General features: G+C 43.9%; 14 protein-coding genes. 1 reads left to right on the forward strand and 13 read right to left on the reverse strand.

Annotated elements, in window-relative coordinates; translation table 11 throughout:
* A partial coding sequence (locus tag ACTO17_RS06115; protein ID WP_482557273.1) for a transposase occupies positions 1 to 409 on the forward strand: 409 nt, incomplete at its 5' end.
* A gap of 352 nt (positions 410 to 761) precedes the next feature.
* On the opposite strand, the gene ACTO17_RS06120 is transcribed toward ACTO17_RS06115, so the two are convergent.
* The 13 genes from ACTO17_RS06120 to ACTO17_RS06180 form a co-directional block, all read right to left on the reverse strand.
* A complete protein-coding gene (locus ACTO17_RS06120; RefSeq protein ID WP_482557274.1) occupies positions 762 to 2,465 on the reverse strand; it encodes an AAA family ATPase in 1,704 nt (567 codons plus the stop codon).
* Positions 2,466 to 2,493: 28 nt separating this feature from the next.
* A complete protein-coding gene (locus ACTO17_RS06125; RefSeq protein ID WP_482557275.1) occupies positions 2,494 to 4,347 on the reverse strand; it encodes a polysaccharide biosynthesis protein in 1,854 nt (617 codons plus the stop codon).
* Between the two features lie 78 nt (positions 4,348 to 4,425).
* Complete coding sequence (locus ACTO17_RS06130) at positions 4,426 to 5,610, reverse strand: nucleotide sugar dehydrogenase (RefSeq protein ID WP_482557276.1); 1,185 nt, start codon at positions 5,608 to 5,610, stop codon at positions 4,426 to 4,428.
* A gap of 274 nt (positions 5,611 to 5,884) precedes the next feature.
* On the reverse strand, positions 5,885 to 8,170 hold the full coding sequence (locus ACTO17_RS06135; RefSeq protein WP_482557277.1) for a polysaccharide pyruvyl transferase family protein: 2,286 nt from the start codon (positions 8,168 to 8,170) through the stop codon (positions 5,885 to 5,887).
* 82 nt (positions 8,171 to 8,252) lie between these two features.
* A complete protein-coding gene (locus ACTO17_RS06140; protein ID WP_482557278.1) occupies positions 8,253 to 8,657 on the reverse strand; it encodes a type II toxin-antitoxin system VapC family toxin in 405 nt (134 codons plus the stop codon).
* The gene (locus ACTO17_RS06145) at positions 8,657 to 8,911 is read right to left on the reverse strand and encodes a hypothetical protein (RefSeq protein WP_482557279.1); all 255 of its coding nucleotides are present in this window, start codon (positions 8,909 to 8,911) and stop codon (positions 8,657 to 8,659) included. Before ACTO17_RS06145 ends, ACTO17_RS06140 begins: the two co-directional genes overlap by 1 nt.
* Positions 8,912 to 8,923: 12 nt before the next feature.
* A complete protein-coding gene (locus ACTO17_RS06150) occupies positions 8,924 to 9,859 on the reverse strand; it encodes a hypothetical protein (protein WP_172539617.1) in 936 nt (311 codons plus the stop codon).
* Positions 9,860 to 9,872: 13 nt separating this feature from the next.
* The gene (locus ACTO17_RS06155) at positions 9,873 to 12,011 is read right to left on the reverse strand and encodes a hypothetical protein (RefSeq protein WP_482557280.1); all 2,139 of its coding nucleotides are present in this window, start codon (positions 12,009 to 12,011) and stop codon (positions 9,873 to 9,875) included.
* Positions 11,969 to 14,032 (reverse strand): hypothetical protein, encoded by a 2,064-nt coding sequence (locus ACTO17_RS06160; protein WP_482557281.1) that lies wholly within the window; start codon positions 14,030 to 14,032, stop codon positions 11,969 to 11,971. Before ACTO17_RS06160 ends, ACTO17_RS06155 begins: the two co-directional genes overlap by 43 nt.
* 275 nt (positions 14,033 to 14,307) lie before the next feature.
* Positions 14,308 to 14,589 (reverse strand): type II toxin-antitoxin system YafQ family toxin, encoded by a 282-nt coding sequence (locus ACTO17_RS06165; RefSeq protein ID WP_482557282.1) that lies wholly within the window; start codon positions 14,587 to 14,589, stop codon positions 14,308 to 14,310.
* Positions 14,586 to 14,861 carry a type II toxin-antitoxin system RelB/DinJ family antitoxin gene (locus tag ACTO17_RS06170; protein ID WP_482557283.1) on the reverse strand — a complete coding sequence of 92 codons (276 nt, stop codon included), beginning with the start codon at positions 14,859 to 14,861 and terminating at the stop codon, positions 14,586 to 14,588. The genes ACTO17_RS06165 and ACTO17_RS06170 overlap by 4 nt, the downstream gene beginning before the upstream one ends.
* 139 nt (positions 14,862 to 15,000) lie before the next feature.
* The gene (locus tag ACTO17_RS06175; RefSeq protein WP_482557284.1) at positions 15,001 to 17,922 is read right to left on the reverse strand and encodes a right-handed parallel beta-helix repeat-containing protein; all 2,922 of its coding nucleotides are present in this window, start codon (positions 17,920 to 17,922) and stop codon (positions 15,001 to 15,003) included.
* Positions 17,923 to 17,956: 34 nt separating this feature from the next.
* Positions 17,957 to 19,822: an LPXTG cell wall anchor domain-containing protein gene (locus ACTO17_RS06180; protein ID WP_482557285.1), complete on the reverse strand. Its 1,866-nt coding sequence runs from the start codon at positions 19,820 to 19,822 to the stop codon at positions 17,957 to 17,959.
* Between the last annotated feature and the right edge of the window lie 20 nt (positions 19,823 to 19,842).

Consider the following 19,842-nt stretch of genomic DNA (forward strand, 5'->3'; position numbering starts at 1 on the left):
GCTGGTGACAGACCTGGGTCCGTTATGGGAAAGCGGCGATCCGGAAAAGGATGTCCCAATTAATGCCTGTGTTGTGCATGACAAGAAGACAGACAAATATTTTGTATTCATGACAACAGACACCGGCAGAACTGCACGGCAGATTATAAATACCTACGAACTGCGCCCGGAAATCGAAGAAGATTTCCGACAGATGAAAGATTTCTGGAAGCTGGAAGACTTCAAGAGTACAAAATACAACTATATTACCTACCATATCGTAATGACGCTGGTGGGATGCCTTTATTTCCAGATATACAAAACCTGGACGAAGGGAAAAAATATGCAGGGAAATCGAGAGTGTCAGATTATGTGTGTAAGTTCTCTGGACTGCCATAATGAATTTTATCAAAATGCCAAAAGCCCGTAAAGGCTGGAGCCCTTGCCTTGACTGGCTTCCGGCATTTTGAGCAAGGTAATCAAGCAGTCCAAAGGAACTTTTCAGACAACTTATTTACACAGATTTTATGACACAGCCGGGAAATCCCTGCCTGTCGTAGTGAAGAACTACAAGGAGACAAGGCCTAAATCAGTCATTATTTATGTCGGGCAGTATTTTGGCATTTTTCCTTTCCTTGAATTCCTACAACTCTATGCAGAATGCACTTTAGAAGTACGACGACTTCTTGATCCTATCCTGGCTAAAGTATAGCAGGCTTTGGGGAGAATTCCCAAAAGCCTAATTGAAGTAAAAATTTCCTATACACTGTACAAAATCGAAATCATAGACCCTCCCCATTTCTAACTATACACTCCTTCCGATAAAAACACACTCCAAACCCCACAATATTCTCATACCCTTCCTGCTGCAGTTCCTCTTTATATTTCTTCTTTTCTATCTGCATAAGCGCCTCCTGGCAGCCTTTTTCCATGTCCTGAAACCTTTTCACAGCTTTCAATTCCAGTATCACCGCCCGCCCTCTGCGAATTCTGGGCGTTTTCAAAATCAAATCCGCCCGGCCCACCCCAGCCTCCCGGTTAGAAAAAATACGGTATTTACCATTACGCTGCAGCAAACCTGCCAAAAATCCATGATAATAGCTTTCTCCATAATCAAAATAGCTAATTGTCTGTTCCAGGAATCTGGAAATTTCTTCTTCCAGCTTATCCGTGTCCCCTTCTTCCAAGGCTGTATAAAAAGGCATCATATCAAAATTCTTTTGTTTCTTATCAAACCAAGTATGAATGGTATACTGGTAAATATAAGATACCTCCCGGTTAGGAATTGCAAGAGTAACATACTGGTTATTCCCTTTCTGACGGGCTGACGCCTTCTTCAGATATCCAGTAAAAAACAGAAAATTCCACAGGTTTTCTTCGTTATCATATATCGTGTCATATGTGATATCCTCACGAACCGCCTTTTCAATGGTTCCGCCATTCATCAGACATTCCAATTGTTCCTGAAGCATTCCTTCATCATCGTCTAATTTTTCTACCAAGTCCCTCACTACGCTGTTGGAGCTGGTATTGGCCCAATAGGGTAAAGGAAACGCCTCCTGGTTTGTAAGAATATCCTCCATATGATTCAAAATACTCCATGGATTATAAACCTCTGCACTTCCAAAACAATATCCGTCGTACCATTCCTTTATAACTGAAAGATTTTTTTCCCGACCATAATATTTCAGCATATCCTGAACCTCTTCCTTTGTAAATCCAAAATATTCCTGGTAATTCTCATTTAAAACAGAATAAACCCTCAGATTATTCAGTCCAGTAAAAATAGATTCTTTAGAAACTCTCAGGCAGCCGGTAGCCACTGCAAATTCAAGATAAGGATTCGTCTTTAACGCTGATTCAAACAGGGAACGGATGAAACTCACCATTTCTTCATAAAATCCTGCAAAATATGCATTCTCCAAAGGAACGTCATACTCATCAATCAATATAATGCTTTTCTTTTGGCAGGCCTGATATAAACATTCAGACAGAAATGCAAGGCTGGTCAAGTAATCAGCGCCTTCCCCTCGCCGTTCACGAATACGCATAAATTTTTCCCAATCCTCCTGATTTTCCAGTTTCCCCTTTATCTGCTCTTCATGCCTGGCATACTCTCTTGCTAATGCTTCCCGCAAACAATCCATCGCTTCTTGATATGTCCTTTGTTTCGCAGATTTCAAGGTTACCATAATAACTGGATACTGGCACATTTCTTCTGCGTATTCTTCTCCTGTTTTTTCAATGGCAAGACCTGAGAAAAGTTCCCTGTTCTTTCGGTTCCTTTCCTCAACTCCTGTGTCTTCAAAATAATAACGAAGCATGCTTAAATTCAATGTCTTACCAAATCGACGAGGACGGGTAAACAAATTCACCGTGCCGCGTCTATCCAACAGTTCTTTTATGAACAATGTTTTATCAACATAATAATAACCCTTTGTGATAAGCTTTTCAAAATCATCTACCCCAATCGGCAATGGCTTCATATTTCTTTCCTGCCTTCCAAAATTCACACTATTCCTTCGGATGATACGTAGTCACAATCTCCTGTACCCATTTCCTGATATCATCCGGTTCCTGCACCACATAATCCTTCAGGTTCTCCAATTGCATCAGGAAATTATCCTCATCCATCTTAATGGGCTTCCCAATATGAATCAGCTTATTAGCCGTCTCCTGCAGCCCCTCCTCATGCATCAGCATCTCCTCATAGAGCTTCTCTCCCGGCCGCAGTCCAGTATAGACAATCTGAATATCCTCCCCCGGCTTATGGCCAGACAAAAGAATCAGGTTCCGGGCCAAATCTGCAATCTTCACAGGCTCTCCCATATCCAATACAAAAATCTCTCCGCCTTTGGCATAAGCCCCCGCCTGAAGCACCAGAGAAACCGCCTCAGGAATAGTCATAAAATACCGGATAATGTCAGGATGCGTTACTGTAACAGGACCGCCCTGTTCAATCTGCTTTTTGAACAAGGGAATCACGCTGCCGTTGCTGCCTAAGACATTTCCAAACCGAACTGCCACAAATTCTGTACGGGATCGGTTATTATACGTCTGAATAATCATTTCACAGATTCGCTTGGTGGCTCCCATAATATTCGTGGGATTTACCGCTTTATCTGTAGAAATCATTACAAATCGTTTTACTTTCCACTTATCGGCTGCCTGCACTACCTTCCAGGTACCAAGAACATTATTTTTCACCGCCTCATTGGGGCTGTCCTCCATCAGCGGCACATGTTTATGGGCGGCTGCATGGTATACGATATCCGGCCGGTAGGTCTCAAAAATCATATCCATTCGCTTCGTATTGCGGACAGAAGCAATTAGGACTACCAGATTTAATTCCGGATACCTATTCCTCAATTCATTCTGGATATCGTAAGTGGTATTCTCGTAAATATCCACCAACACCAGCATTTTCGGATGATGTTCCGCCACCTGACGGCAAATCTCGCTTCCTATGGAACCGCCTCCTCCGGTTACCAACACTACCTTGCCGGACACATAATCCATAATTGTGGAAAGATTCACCTTCACAGGCTCTCGTCCCAGCAAATCGTTCACATCCACTTCCTTTAATTTACTGACGCCCACCTCTCCGTTTACCAATTGATAAACGCCTGGCAGACGTTTCAGTTCGCATCCGGTTTCTTTGCAGACATCCAAAATTGTTTTAATCGATTTTGCAGGGGCGGAAGGCATTGCAATAATAATCTCATCAATCCGATACCGTTTTACCAGTTCCGGAATATTCTGCCTGTTTCCCATAACTTTCACGCCATGAAGGTAACTGCCCTCTTTGGACTTATCATCGTCCACGATACAAATGACCCGTTTGCTCACATGATTGCTGTTGTGTATCTCCTTCACCAGCAAGTTGCCGGCCGCTCCGGCGCCTACAATCATCACTCTGGAGGTTGTGGCCCCGCTTGCCTGCCGTTTAATCAAGGTGCGGATTCCCCGATAAGAAAACCGGCTTAAGAATACCAGAATCCATAAAGACACTCCATAGAGAAAATAGTAGCTTCTGGGCATATTCACAGAAAAGAGCACTACCACAGTCATCTGAGCCACCGCGGATAATCCGCAGGCAAAGGTAATATTAATAAGTTCCGGGGCTCCGGCAAAGGTCCACAGGCTGCTGTACAAACGGAAACAATAAAATATAAGAATTGTCGCCACAATTACTGCTGGAACATATTTTAAGCTCTGGGTAATGTAGTCTCTGGGAATTGCTCCGTAATTTCCTTCAAAACGAATGAACAGCGCCATCAGGCTGGCGGCTATTACCGCTATGATATCATAAAGAATCAGAACTATCCTTTTTATCAGAATCTGATTGCTGTCTACTATTGTTTTCACGCTTTTGTCCTCTTTCTAATCCCCACTCCGTAAATCATGGGTTATACTTTAGATTGTCCTTCATTTTTCCCCGATTTACTAATCTCTTCCCCACAAATCCCGGGTATATACTTTCTCTTTCACATCTTCCAGCTTGTCATCCCAACGATTTACAATGATAACATCACTTTTCTGTTTAAATTCCTGCAAATCCCGGTACACTCTGCTGCGGAAGAATTCTTCTTCTTTCATCGTGGGTTCGTAAACGATCACTTCCACGCCTTTTGCCTTCAGCCGTTTCATAACCCCTTGAATGGAGGACTGGCGGAAGTTATCGGAATCCGATTTCATAGTCAGCCGGTATACGCCTACCGTCTTGGGGCTGCGCTCCATAATACGTTCCGCAATAAAGTCTTTCCGGGTCCGGTTGGCGTCCACAATTGCACCGATAATATTATTGGGCACATGATCGTAATTTGCCAGAAGCTGCTTGGTGTCTTTGGGCAGACAGTAACCGCCGTATCCAAAAGACGGATTGTTGTAGTGATTTCCGATCCTTGGGTCCAGGCCCACGCCTTCTATAATCTGTTTGGTATCCAGGCCCCTGATTTCCGCATAAGTATCCAGTTCGTTGAAATAAGCCACGCGCAGCGCCAGATAAGTATTAGCAAACAGCTTAATGGCTTCCGCTTCCGTTAAATTCGTAAAAAGAGTGGGAATTTCGTCTTTTATGGCGCCTTCTTTTAACAGTCCTGCAAATATCCGGGCTTTCTCCGCCATCGTTTCATTGCCTGCCGGAGCTCCTACGATAATTCTGGAAGGATACAGGTTATCATATAAGGCTCTTCCCTCCCGCAGAAATTCCGGAGAAAACAGAATGTTTTTGGTCTGATATCTGTCCTGCATGGATTTTGTAAATCCTACGGGAACCGTGGATTTTACCACCATGGTACAGTCCTTGTTTACGTTCAGCACCAGTTCTATCACCTTTTCCACAGAGGATGTGTCAAAATAATTTTTTCTGGGATCATAATTGGTGGGGGTGGAAATAATCACAAATTCTGCCTTGCGGTAGGCTTCCTCTCCATCCAATGTGGCTGTCAAATTCAATTCTTTTTGGGATAAATATTCTTCAATCTCCTTGTCCGCAATGGGAGATTTTTTGTGATTCAGCATATCTACTTTTTCCGGCACAATATCCACTGCGTACACCTCATGGTTCTGTGACAGCAGTACTGCCATGGACAATCCCACGTAACCGGTTCCTGCTACTGCAATTTTCATTATTTTTCCTCCAATTGTATTTCATCCCTGTTTTTAGCTGTGCCTATCGTAAAATCGCACAACCTGCTGTTTTTTTATCACTTTCCGAATTCCAAGTACACCGACCGGCTGGAAATCAGACTAGTCTTTTTAGGCAAAAGTTCTACACGCTTTCCATATTATAGCCCAAATAGCAAGGATTCGCAAGCCCAAAGCCAGCTTACTAATACCGCAAAAGCCACAGTTTGTTACGATCCAGGCCTGACTGACCTCCAGCTGCAACGGACCGCTTCCGCTAAAAGCTCAGCAGCACCCGAATAAAGCACATATAATAATAAATAAACCAGGACGGCAATTTCGCTAATTTTTCCGGCTTCTCCACAGAGAATTTCCGATTCTTTTCCGCAAGGAAATAGGCCAGTTTATGGTTCCACTTCCGTTTCGCGGATGTGTCTGCGCAGCGGTATTTAAAGACCAGGGCGCGTTTCTGGCTTCTGACCATATCTTTTCCGCTGATATGAGAAGCCTCCAGGACTCCGTCGGCTACGGCCTGGTTAAAGTAATCCAGGGCTTTCTGGTTACGGATCACGCAGCTGGTATGTTTGATACTCACTTTTTTCATTTCTTTCAGCCAGATATCGCCAAAGCTGATGTCGGCGCTCTTTGCAAAATGGTCACGGCAGCTCATACAGCTGGTTTTTTCAAAGAAATAGGCGTTTTTATAGGCGCAGACCAGTTTGGCATAAGAAAATGTTTTTTCTTCTCCGTTTTTATATAAGACAGAGGACATGCCCCGCCAGTGGCCTCTCCGATAATACAGGCGTTTTGCGTCTTTAGGGCTGATTCCCGCTTTTTCCATGGACAGGGTAGTGGCCCGGATATCATGGCCGCCGCTGCAGTACAGGCCCAGTTTTAAAACTACCTTTTCTTTCAGCTCCGGCCGTTTCTCCAGAATCCGTTCCAGGCCATGCATCATACAGGGCGTCATCACAACTGCGGCTTTTCCCGGGAACTGCTCCAGCAAATCAATATGCTTTAACAGAGGAATGGACATGTAAACGCTGGAGGACGCTTCCCGGATTTCCTGCTCCGTGGTGGCAATATAAGTTTTATAAGTCAGTTCATCATTGACAAAATCTGTCCGGGTCACCCAGGCTCCGTCGATATCTCCACGGCGCAGCATATTGCACAGCAGCGCTGTCACCATTCCCCCGGAAGCCGCATAATCCCGAATCTCCTGCTCTTTGGCATAGCCTTTGCGGAGTGCAAGATAATCACCTACATAGTACTCTGGATTGTCATAATCCAAAAGCTTTGCTTTTCGTCCGGGCTGTTTTAGAATCTCATCGATCACTTCTCCGATATACTGAATATTCCGATAAGAGCTTTCCATAACCTGGGCATGGTTTTTTTCCAGCTTTTCACGGATGATTCCTTCATCTTTTTCAAATTTTTCAAAGCTCTCCTGCAGGCTGTCCATATTCAGATTGGAAAAATCTGCCGCATACTGGCCCAGTTCAAACATATCAAGCACTTCCTGATATTTATGGCTCCATCCAATCAGAAGCACCGGAACTTTTTTCTCCAAAGCTCCAATCATGGCATGAAACCGGGAAGCCACCAGATATTTACAATGGCTGATATATTCCCGAATCTCCTCGGCGTCCATCTCTTCATGATACCACCGGACTTTGCTCTGATCCGAAAGACTCTCATAAATAGCGTCTCCGATCATCAGATCATTATTCCTGGGCTTTTCGCTGTGGATTCTGGCTGCATTGGCGATCATCAGCACCCCGTAGCCTTTCTGATTCAGACAGGAAATAAAATCTGCCATAATTTTCTGGTAATCAATCCCCATCTTGCCGCATTTTTTCTGAACAACGGAACTGATGGACAGCCCCACCACATCTTTCTTAAAAAATGCATCTTTTTCACAGCGTTCCTGGACTTTTGCCTGCCATGCTGGGTCATCTTTCATGGTAAATGCGCCGTCTGCGCACAATTTTACATTTTCTGTAATTCCGATTTCTTTTAGATTATCATAGGTGCCCTGGCCCCGGGCGCAAATCAGCTTCAGCTTCGGCACTATCCATTTTGCCAGGAATCGGTTCCAGGGATTACGGAAAGTTCCCATGGCCTGGGAATATTTTACCACCGGAGTTCCCACCAGAAGCGGCACCGCCGCGCAGATAAATGCATACGTATTCATGACAAATCCCCGGCTGTCCACAAAGGATATTCCCGCTTCGTCAATGACCAGATCCGTATTCCGGTATGCTTTGATGATTTTATTCTTTTCCAGCAGCTTGCGGACTGGGCCGCACCAACGGAAAACCCGGTGCAGAATTGCCATGGGAAACGCAAAAAACACCAGCTGCTCCGGCTTCGCAGGCACAATTTTCACAAAATCATAGGGAACCTGTTTTCTGTCCTCCCCCGGATACACTGACATCAAATTTATATTCAGCCGTTCTCCATATCTTTCCTGCAATTGGCTGATGGAGCTTTGCAGCATGGCAGCCGCGCCTTTATTTCCGCTGTAACTTGCTGCTGTGATAGCGATTACAAGATCTTTCATACTTTCCTCCATTCTGCACGTTCCTTAAACAAACAGACTGTTCTTTTCTCTCTTTCTGTGTACACGGCATAACATTCCCTAATCAAACGCTGATAACAAAGGATTCATTATAATATGGAATTAAGCTATCATGTGTCATAAATTTCATCCCCTCCGACTTCGCCTGGGCAAGCAAAATCCTATCAAAAGGATCTTTATGCGGCGGGGCATCCTTTGGCCGCACCAAAGTTTCTAATTCCACTGAATGTTTATTACATATTGGTAAAGGCATAAAACCATTTGCTTCGCATCCCTTCTCAAGATATTTCCCGCTGTATAAAAATGTTTCTGGATGAGCCATATGTTTAATCGTAATCTCCCATATAGAAGCAGCGCTATAGTAAATTTCATTACACTCATTAAGTATCATTTCCCTTGCAGCATTTGACAATTCTACTGAATCCAATACCGCCCATATTGCAATATGTGTATCCAATAAAATTTTCATCAATTATCCACCCCAAACAACCTTGCAATTTCATCATTGCACTCATCTATGTCATGACCATCCGCAATAAATTTCTGTCCTTTCATACTTCCAAGCATACGTTTTTTCTGTCCTGCCGCAACGTCATCATTGATATTCATGCGCTTCAACTCTGCCGGCATCACATATCTCTGTATCATCTCCAAAATAAAACTCAAACTATCATCGGAAAGCCCCTCCAGAGATTGTGCAATTTGATTCTCTAATGTTGACATAACAATTCCTCCCTAAACTTTTCTTATTATAAGCATAACCAAATATGCCAGAAAATCTCCCACAATCGTAATTAATCGGTGAATGACAGATAATGTCAGAACCGTCTCCGCTCCCACCACACTGCCCAGAAGCACTGTAATCACAAGCTCCCGGACGCCGATTCCGCCGGAAGCTCCCGGTATCACAAATCCCAGCACCCAGGCAATCACATAGCCGGATACAATCAAAGAACCATTATTCCAGGTAATCTCCCCGCCCATGTAGGCATAAAGGGCCACCATAATCAGGCCCAGAGCAATCAGCACGATTCCATACAATACCATTGTCTCTGCCAGGGTTTTTCCAAATTCTTTCAGACTGTATTCTTTGAGCTGTGCTGTGAGCTTTTTCCGCAGGAGAAAAGCTGCCGCCAAAACCGCCGCCAGTCCAACTGCAATGACACCCAGAATGATCCGGACATAAGACTCCCCGAAAATCAGCCGGATGGACTGCACCAGCTGCCCTGCTGACACACTGACCGCCAGCAAAAAGGCCACCAACACCAGACCTATCACTTCGCATATGGTACTGACTGCCAGTTTTTTCTGACTGATACCCAGGTTCGTGGCAAAAAGATTCCGCTCCACATAGTGCATCACATTGCCCGGAAGGTATTTTCCGATATTTGCCTTGGCATAGACGCAGACAGCCTCACGCCGATCAATTTTTTTCCCGGCAAAAAAATGCAGCCAACAGGCCCAGGCCATGCCGGAAAGATACACAGTGACACATTTTACTATCACGCAGACCAATGATACTGCCAGAAACAAATACCAGTTGTGAATGGATTGAAAGTCAAATCCCAATTTCCAGATGGCATAAATAATAAAGATAATTGACAGAATTGAAATCATTTTTCCAATGATTTTTCCCGCTTTTTTCAGTTGTTCCATTGATTGTTTCCGCATATCTGCTTCCCTTTCACTTTTCCCGATTAGTCTGCCCATCGTTTCGGAGTAACAAAGCCTCCGCAATGATCCGGTTATTCTCTGTATGTTTCCCAGTACTGCCAAACCAATATCCCATTCCTATATAATAGCAGAACCACAGAGGATGCCCGGCGGGCACATCTGCGTCTGTCACAAAACAAAAACAGAGTAAAACGGCTCCTGTCATAAACACCCAGAGTTCTTCTCGGGTTCCCTTTTTTATCCGTTGAATCCCTTTTCCCATCAGGCTAATCTGCAAAACCAGAAAGGGAATCAAAATAAAAATTCCATACCGATACATCATCTGAATGTAGGTATTATTCGAAGGAATAGGCTCCCGGCGCAGTTTCATCTCCTGATTGCTTCCTGTAAGTCCCAGACGCCGGATATAATTCTTCCAGTACATGCCGTAATCTGTCTCTTTTACAGAATGAACTCCTTCCATCAGCCCAGGCTCCAGCATATCAAATTCTGCCATCTGTTCCGGCTCCAGGCTGCTGACCAGATATTCCTGCTCAAAATTCCATTCTGTTCCCAATGTACCCGGCAGAAATTTCGTGGACACATGTACAATACACACGCACAAAACGGCAATGATTCCTGCCTTACAGCCGCAGGCTATTAAAATTTTCCATTGGCTGAGCCAGTTTTTCCGATGATAAATATTCCAGATTATAAAAATACTCAGCAGAACTCCCGCCGCTGCATAACCGCTTCTGCTGCCTGCCCGCTGCAGGAAAAACAGAGAGAGGGCAGCTCCCGTTACCGGCCAAATGCTTTTCTTAAAAAGATTCTTCTGCCCCGGCAGATTTCCCATTTCCACCAGAAAAACGGCAAGCATCAATGCCGCATACATGGAAAACTGCTGGGCATCCGGAAAAATTCCGTTATATCGGACAGCCAGTTTTTTCGTGCGGAATATCATGCAAATCACCACTGCAAGCCCGAAATCCAGTTCCAGAGCCCAAAGCATTTCATGTATTAATTTCTTCGGATTTTTCCCGTTATTCCAGATAAAAATCAAAATCCCGCCGGCCAACAGCATGGGAATTCCATGCCATTTATAATCAGAAACCACAAACACATCGGAAAGTAAGGTTCCCAGCCACAGACAAATCCAGGCCAGGCACAGGGGATTTTTCCAGTTCCGATAACAGAGGGGGCGTTCCCAGGACAGAACTGCTATCATCAGAAAAATCAGGCTCAGTGACAGCATGTAATAACGGTGCGCCTGTCCGTCCGTACACCATCCCAGGACATTGGCCGCTGTCATCCACTGAAACAGGAAACACCACAGCAGTTTCCGGCTGACGATACGCCCTTTGGAAGAAGTTCTTTTGTGCACCCATCTGCAGATATCTTCGATTAAGATCTGATAGATTTCCTGCAGCGCATCGAAACAGCTCCCTTTTTTACGCCGCTTTTGTACTGCAGTTTTATCAGTGCCCAGCAAAATATCGAAATAGGGGCCTGCTTCTTCCCGCCCATTCACCTCTTGCATCGCCATTCTTTTCCCGGCTCGATTCCAGATCTGCCAGAAAACTGCCAAAGCCGCCAGAAATCCCAGATACGAAACTGCCATCAGCTTCCCAAATCTCCGAACAGAAAAACCCCGTGCATTCTCCCGAAGCTGCATGGACTGGATGGACAGAAACTGACCTTTGGCGCCGTAAATCCGGATTCCCATTCGGTACAGCTCTTCCCCGGGATATTGAAGAATCACGATATTCTCTCCCTTTGTCAGCACATGGGGCTGCTCTATTACCTTTTCACCGGCTTTATTATAATAAATAATACGGATATCCATGGATTCTGCAGACATCTCTTTCACGTTCAGATAGAGAAAGCTCCAGCCTGTGGCTTTTTTCTCAATTTTCCACTTCTTTAACGCCTTATTTTTCTGAATCCAATATCCCTGTTCTTCCTCACTGTACTGCCAGTTTGAACTGGATTGCTGCATCTCTTCTCTGGTAAAATCGTAAACCCTGCCGGATGACAGCAGTTCCCGAATATTGAAAGAGCCGCCGATATGCATCATCACTGCCGAATAGCAAAAAAGCAGGCCCAACAGCAGTATAGTAACCAGCTTTATTCTCTTGTAGCGGGTAGTTCCGTAGTTTTCTTCCTGCATTTCGTTTCCTCGTTCCATTGCTGCCCTGATAGAAACACACCGGGAAGCAGGTAAAAGGCCAGACAGCTGACCGAATAGAAGGGACGTTCCACATTTTCCACCAACAGTATGCACAGCATGCCCACTGTGATTCCAATGGGATAGAACCGGTAAATCTGCTCTTTTCCTTTATATCTTAGATATTTCCAGGCATACCAAAGCGTCAGCCCAAGATAAAGTAAATAGGGCACAAGGGTAAATACACCATAGCGGTAAGCAATAATAATAAATCCGCTGTGTTCCAATCTTCCTTTTCCCCAGATCTCTAATTGATATGGGTGTCCCCACAAATTCATATTTCGGAGGTACGCATTCCAATACAAATTTCTGCTAGATGTAAACATCTCTATATCATCAGTCGGTAAAATATGCTGCGCAGTTAAATTATCTTTTATTTTTTTCAAAAGTCCAACAGCCTCCGCATTTAATATCAGAGAAGGCATTTCCACCTCTATTCTATATTCATCCCTTGGAAAGATCACCTGTGTTCCAAACTTTTGTGGAATAGTCTGAATGCACCAACCACACAAAAATGAAACAGGAGCCCCTAATACCGTACACAACACAATTGCCTTCCAACATTTCTTTCGGAACTTTTTGTGGCCTGCCAAAAGTAAAAATGCTCCCACAAAAAATATCAGAATCAGTGCCATAACTAACAAACCTGTTCGTGATTGGGATATCCAATTCATATAGAAAGCCACAATTACCATAATCAGGTGGAAAATCCACCTTTTCCCCTGCTTTTCTTTCTCAATCCACTCAAGAAGCTCTGCTAAAGATGCCACACACATAGGCATCAAATACTGAATATAAATATTCGGATTCCAGGTAATTCCGCAATACCCATACCCTTCTAATTTAGGTCTGGCAATAAAGCAGAAAATGAGATTAATGAATGAAAAATATTCAATGGATTTTAGCAAATCCCGAAACAATTCTCCGGGTTTTCCCATATTCTGCCAGATAAACAATAAGAATCCAACCACCAAAAGCATTAGCCAGCCCCATCCGGTGAAACGTTTTTTTACAATAAAATCCGCTGTGCAAATAACAATCCAGAGAATTGCCCAAATCTTCATATAAGGCAAATGCCAATTCTGTTTTTTCAGCTCTCCTTCCTTGGACAATACAGCAATCCCGAAGAGAAATAATCCGAATACAAGGATATGCCTGGGATAATAAGCTGTTGTAAAATATGTGTCTTTATTATTAATGACCAACATATAATACAGCATACCCAAAAACAGCAATCTGCGTCCAACAGAACGGTATTTTCCAGGAACTTGCTCTAAACTCGGTAATATGTTTCCAACGCTAAGATAAATATACTGCAATTTTGAAAAAAGATAATAAAAGTCTAATTTCCTTGTTCTAAACTTTTTGTACAATTTCCAGGTTACTCTAACTACTATAAAATAAACTATAAAAAACAGCATCACTGCCTTCCAATATTGATTGGCTTCCGTCACCAACGTACTTTCTAACAGCTGCATTTTTTGAATAGAGAATATGCTCCCCTTGCTATTATATATTAAATATTTCATTTGGCTGAATGCTTGCCCCTCAAGAACAATTATATTTCTTCCAACGGTTAAAACAACCTGCTTTACCTCTGTTAAAACACCCGCTTTGTCATAGAATTCTAACTGCCATTCCATATTCTCCTGATTCATGCCGTCCAGTTCCAAAACTAAGGTATTCCATGCCCTCATATCTCCTTCCAATACAACAGTCTGCCCTGCTGCATCTTCCGTAACGCTCATTTTTCGGCTCCCTCCCAAATAAATCATGCCATAATCTGCTGTAATACAAGACACATAGCCAATATCATATACCTTCCCAATATCATAAAAACAATCCAGATTAAAGGACTTACTAACCCACATTGCGCCGCAGGACAGAGAACAGATGATTCCGCACAGCAGGATTGTGACAGCTTTCAGGGAAAGATGCTTTTTTAATATTTTCATCCATTTCATGGTATTTTCCTCACAAACATATTTTGGATTATAGCACGAAATATTATACTTGGCAACCAAAGGGAATACTGTTAAGATAAATTCCTAAAATTTGTTTATGTCTGAATTACAGAAACAGGTAATGGAATTTATAGAAAACATGTCAGTGGAAAAATTCTTAAAAAGAAACAAGAGATATGTTTTATCTGTCTAAAGTATGCCAGAAATGAAATTTACCATAAATTATTGCAAACTTCATTTCTGGCCAGAGGGAGTACGAAAGCATGTTTGAAAAATCATTTGCCGAACAAGTCACTGTGTGTGCCGGTGCGGGACAATGTCAGCACCAATACATCATTCTCAATCCGATAAATAAGAAGCCAGTTCGGTTGAATATGGCATTCCCTGTATCCCACCCAATCATCGGCCAGCTCATGATCCCTATTCTTTTCTGGCAATGTTTCGCCCCGCGATAAAGTGCGAATAATATCATCCAACAAACTAATGTCTAAGTTGCGCTTGACTGCCAATTTGTAATCTTTTTTGAATTTTGTGGTCCAGACGATATTACGCTTCATCTTTTCAGTTCCCGAAGAGCTTCCTCAACATCTGAATAACGTTTCACATTTGGAGCTTGCGCAATGTGTTCCGCTTCCAACAAGGCCGCAATAGTTTCCCTGTTCGGCTGTTCAAGTCTCACATCAAAGGGAAAGCCACCGGCACGGAGAGACTGGCGCAGGAAAACATTGATCGCGGTAGTAAGGTTCATGCCCAATTCGTTGTACAAACTCTCACACTGCTTTTTGATATCACTGTCCATGCGGACGCTGAAATTCGTTGTGTCTGCCATAATACCAACCTCCTTTCGCAATTCATTGCACTTATAGTATACGTAATATGCAATACAAAATCAACTCAATAGACAGAAAAATCATAAATAGTTCAGAAGATGCACATACATAAACATGATCTCCCTGCAATCCCAGAAACTATTTCACTTTTATCTCTTTCTCCATCTGATTCTTCTGCTTATCCATCATAATCACGGTTACCACCGTACCTTTTTTCTGCTTTTTAATCTTGATGCTGTAAGTCTCATCCTTATTCACCGTTCCCCTGCCGATATTTTTTTCCTTAGCTTTTACGATAATCTTAAAGTCTTTGGTTCCTTTCCCCACCAATTCTGTTACTTTGGAGGTAAGGCTTCCCACAGTCAGGTGCCCCATGTCTTTTACCGGCGCCTTGCTGCCTGCTTCAATCTGGATATTGAGGCCTTTATTGGATGTAAAATCATTTTTCTTCAAAACGCTTGCCCTGGATTTTCCGCAGATATAAATACCGTTTTTCCCATTCTTTCGAAGGGTATTTTCCATAATTTTAGCCTTCAGGGATTTGTCATACAGCATAATTCCATGCTCTTTATTGACGGAAACAATATTTTTACTGATTTCCGCATGGTTGGATTTGCTGTTTATGAGGATTCCATGGCCCTGATTATGGCTTACGGCAGCATTCTCTGTAATTTTCGTTTTATTGGAATCACTTACGGCAATTCCATGGCCTTTATTGTATTTCACCGTATTTTTCGCAACCTGATTACTGCTGCATTTTCCGGCAATCAAAACGCCGCCTTTTTTATTCTTGTTGATGGTATTGCCAATAATCTGGCATTTCGCGCTTTTTTCACTGATGCTGACGCCGTACTTCTTATTGCTGCCAATGGAATTTCCGGCAGCCTGCACGGTGGACGCTCCGCTTACCGCAAGCCCGTGAATTCCGCTGGAAGAAATTTTATTTCCTGAAATTACAATATTTTTGACACTTTTGCCTGTTACGGAAATTCCCATCCGTTTGTTGCTTTTAATTTTCTGATTCCCGCTGATCTCAATGTCAGAGCTTTTGCTGATGGTAATCCCGTTTTCCTGGTTGCTGCTGATACCGGCATTGGATGAAACCTTGCCTCCCGTTACGCCAGTCAGAATAATTCCGCTTTCCTTATTGCTGCTGACAGAAGAATTGGACTCCACTCTTCCGCCTGTAACCTTTGACATAACAATGCCGCTTTTTTTATTGGAAGTCACCTTATTCCTCACGGCTTCCACATTAGAACATCCGGAAAAATAGATTCCGTGTCTGCCGTTTTCAGAAATTTTACCGTTGTCCGCAACTGAATACCCGGTTCCTTTTCCAATGGAAATCCCATACTTGCTGTTCTTTTCCACGGTATTTTTGCTGACTGCCACAGGTGTGGAGCTTCCGCTGACGGAGATACCGGTTCCCTTGTTGCTGCTGACCCGGTTGCCGCTGATACCAGAGGAGCCTCCTCCAGACACGGAAATCCCGTTTTTCTTATTGCTGCTGATCTGATTTCCGCTGATACTGCATCCTTTACTGCCTTCCGTAACAATAATTCCGGCTCCTTTGCTGCCTGACACATTATTTTTCGAAATCGGACAGCTTTGGCTCTTATCGGTAACTGTGATTCCGTGATCCGACATATTTTTAACGGTGTTTCCGCTGATTGGAACATTTGCGGAATAGGTAAGACGGATTCCCTTATATGCTTTAGACAGCGTATTTTTACCGGTCACTGCATTGCCGCTGATGGTGCAGTCCTTGATATAACTTCCAAGAATTCCGTGGCCCCCGGTGGATGCATTGATGGTATTGCCGGTTATGGTAAGGCTCCGGATGATATAATTTCCCTCGTCTCCCTCTGCGCGGATTCCGCATCGGTTGACGGTCTGATTCACAGCTTTTAAGGTAATGGTATTTTTCTCTATTCTGGACTGGGAATCTGTATTAAATTTCAGCGCCGGCGCAGGCGTTACCATCCGGCCCAGGGTCTGCACATTACAGAAATAAATCCCGGCTCCCACATTGACCATGGTATTTCCCGCTATGGAGCTGTTGCGGTAATTTGTGGCCAGTACCGCATAATCAGCAATATTTTCAAACCGGTTATTCTGAACCTTTATATTTTCAAAATAACTGCCCCGTACCAGGGAATGGGTTCCCACGCCCCGGAACAGGTTTTTGAACACATTGTTGGATACGGTGACATTTGTCATAGGGGTATAATCATACTTTTCATAGCCCGGGAAAAATTTTTCCCCTCCCATAATATCAATTTCCAGCGCCTCCATCAGCAGCTCGTCGCTTTCAATGGTTTTTACATAACCGCTGAAGGTGCAGCCTGTTACGGTAAATCCGTCTATTCCCGCCGCCTCAATATGATGCTCGTTTTTCACATCCTGAAACACTGCGTTTTTAATGACAATATTTTTGCCGTGAGCCATGCGAAGCAGGGAAGAACCGTCCCGAAATTCCGCCGTCCAGGTGCCGCCTTCAATGGTAATATTCCGAAATCCGCTGGTGCCGGAATAAATTTCCCCATCTCTTCCCAGTCGAAGCAGGGAAGTGCCGATTCCGGTATTTTTCATCACAGCTCCCGGCGCAAGGGCAAGATGGGTATTACTGTAGAGATATAACGGAGCATCTATGCTGTATGTACCGGCGGGAACAGACACCGTATAAATAGCCTGATTCCCTTTCTTATTCTGCTCCTGAATAAAATCAAAGGCTTTCTGAAATCCTGCCCTGTTTGCCTCATATCCATTGGCGCCGATGGTAATTACAGTGGGAGAAGCCGCTTTTTCCTCACTCAATTCCATAACTGCTGAATCTGAAATTGTTTCTGTCTGTTCCAAATCCTCCCCTTGCCCGAGCCTCTCTGTCTGATTCAATTCTTCTGACAAAACCAGATCGTCAGGCCCTTCCTCGGGCTTCATCCTTTTTGCAGAAAACTCCTCTTCCTCCTGTATTTCAGCCCCGAAACTGACCAGGGACGGCTCTATGGCGCCCGTCCCCATAAAAACTGCGAGCAAAAGCAGCGCCACTTTCCTTTTCATAGCTGTTCTCCTTTCGTAACTCATATATATCTTATCAGTCTGCTTCTAATTTCACTAATTCAAGACCCATTTCTTCCAGTTCCCGGCGCAGTTTTTCTCCCTTTGCATATATCACATAATACTGGGCATTGGGATAATCAAAATCTGCAAACTGATAGCAGTCGCTTCTGTCTATTTTCTTATGGATTTCACCCGGCATGGAAATAATAAAATAATTGCCCGGGTTCTCTTCCGGAACGCTGCCGCGGACATACACCTGGAATTCCTTAAAAATCAACTGCAGAGGCTTCATCCTTTTTGCGCTCTTATCCACATACACATACCGGAATTCCTCGGATATCCCCCGGATCTTCGGTGTATAATCCTGCAAATCCTGAACCTTCGCCCGGACGTTAATATCGCAGGCCAGGCGCATTTTTCCATAATTCACACCAAGGCTTAAAGCAAACACCCCGCACATCCCCGCCAGAGCCAGCTCCCGCCAGGACAGGTATGCCGCAAAGAGAAACAGTATCAATACTGCCGCTGCAAACAGGCCGCCGTAAAACAGGCCCCCCGACATATTTTCAAATTTGGATGCGTCATTCCCGGGAAAGCCGTTGTCCACAAAAAGATTGGATGCAATGCTGTTGCGGATGGAAAATTCTTTATGATCCAGATAAATGCTGATAAATTTTTTATAAAACAATAAAATAAACAGCGCTGCTGCCCCAAGCAAAAAGCGGCTTACCTTCTGAAAGATATCTCTCCGGTACACAAAGAAATAAATGCCCGTCAAAACCGCAACCCCAATGCTTCCGGCCAGATATCTGTCATAAACCAGACGATCCACCCTGGATGCGGAGCCTTCATAATAATTCAGAAAAACATGGGGAAAGAAAAAGAGCATTCCCAGCGCCATGGAACCTGCAAAGATTAAAAATCCATAGCCGCACAGAATCGCCTCCTCCGGCCTGATTTCTTTTTTCCTGCGTACAAACAGCAGAATAACCACCAGCGCCGCAAAAATTCCTGCAATTGCCAGACCCATGGAACTGGTCATAAAATTAAAGATCCATCCCATTCCCAGTTTTATCATGGTTTTCATGCCGTCGGCTGTAAAAATCCCTCCCAGTTTCTCAAAGTCGAAGCTTTCTGCCGTAGCATGCCTGATATTATCTCCCCAGATATTTGACTTGAAAAATCTGGTTAAAATCCGGTCAATTCCCATCAGGCCAATCAGAGAACCGCCGTAAACCCAGTAATTCACCATTTTTTCCCTGGTAAATACATGCATCACCACAACTACCATTGTAACGGCAATCACCCACACAATGCCTCTGCTGTGGCACATGGAAATATACACCGTGCACAGTACGGCCAGAAAGGTATTAACTGCATGTTTCTTTTGTTCTCCCCGGCTGCTCCAGGCTTCCATCAAAAAATACAGTACATAGACAGAAAACGCCACCAGCACCACATCCGCCCGGGCAAAAAGGCTGTACAGCACTGCCGCAGGAGTGACAGCCGTAATCCCAGATGCGATCAGGCATTGAAATCCGCTCTCTACTTTCAGATGTTTTCGAAGAATCTGATAGACACACACGCCTTCCAGGCTGAGAAAAACGGCATTCTCCGCCATAATCAATTTGTATATGAGAAAAGAATCCTTCACCAGGGCAAAAATAGGATACCAGAACAGCGCCTGGCCGTATTTGTAATAGTACCCCCCTGTTTTATCAATAAACACAGACCAGTCCATTCCGGCCAGAAAAGCGGCATTGGCCATCGTTCCTGTTTCATCCGTAATGTAGGTCACCGTCAGCGGAAGGCCCAAAACCAGAAATCCCAGCAGCAGCGCCGCAAATACAATGATTCTGTTATATTTATCGGAAGAAAAAATTTCTCTCACACGTTCCATGGTTCATATCCTCCATCGGC

Source organism: Petralouisia sp., assembly GCF_056822245.1.

Coding starts and splice junctions, on each gene's coding strand:
- ACTO17_RS06120 (WP_482557274.1), bottom strand. CDS start 2,465: ATGAAGCCATTGCCGATTGGGGTAGATGATTTTGAAAAGCTTATCACA.
- ACTO17_RS06130 (WP_482557276.1), bottom strand. CDS start 5,610: ATGAAAATTGCAGTAGCAGGAACCGGTTACGTGGGATTGTCCATGGCA.
- ACTO17_RS06135 (WP_482557277.1), bottom strand. CDS start 8,170: ATGAAAGATCTTGTAATCGCTATCACAGCAGCAAGTTACAGCGGAAAT.
- ACTO17_RS06140 (WP_482557278.1), bottom strand. CDS start 8,657: ATGAAAATTTTATTGGATACACATATTGCAATATGGGCGGTATTGGAT.
- ACTO17_RS06145 (WP_482557279.1), bottom strand. CDS start 8,911: ATGTCAACATTAGAGAATCAAATTGCACAATCTCTGGAGGGGCTTTCC.
- ACTO17_RS06150 (WP_172539617.1), bottom strand. CDS start 9,859: ATGCGGAAACAATCAATGGAACAACTGAAAAAAGCGGGAAAAATCATT.
- ACTO17_RS06155 (WP_482557280.1), bottom strand. CDS start 12,011: ATGCAGGAAGAAAACTACGGAACTACCCGCTACAAGAGAATAAAGCTG.
- ACTO17_RS06160 (WP_482557281.1), bottom strand. CDS start 14,032: ATGAAATGGATGAAAATATTAAAAAAGCATCTTTCCCTGAAAGCTGTC.
- ACTO17_RS06165 (WP_482557282.1), bottom strand. CDS start 14,589: ATGAAGCGTAATATCGTCTGGACCACAAAATTCAAAAAAGATTACAAA.
- ACTO17_RS06170 (WP_482557283.1), bottom strand. CDS start 14,861: ATGGCAGACACAACGAATTTCAGCGTCCGCATGGACAGTGATATCAAA.
- ACTO17_RS06175 (WP_482557284.1), bottom strand. CDS start 17,922: ATGAAAAGGAAAGTGGCGCTGCTTTTGCTCGCAGTTTTTATGGGGACG.
- ACTO17_RS06180 (WP_482557285.1), bottom strand. CDS start 19,822: ATGGAACGTGTGAGAGAAATTTTTTCTTCCGATAAATATAACAGAATC.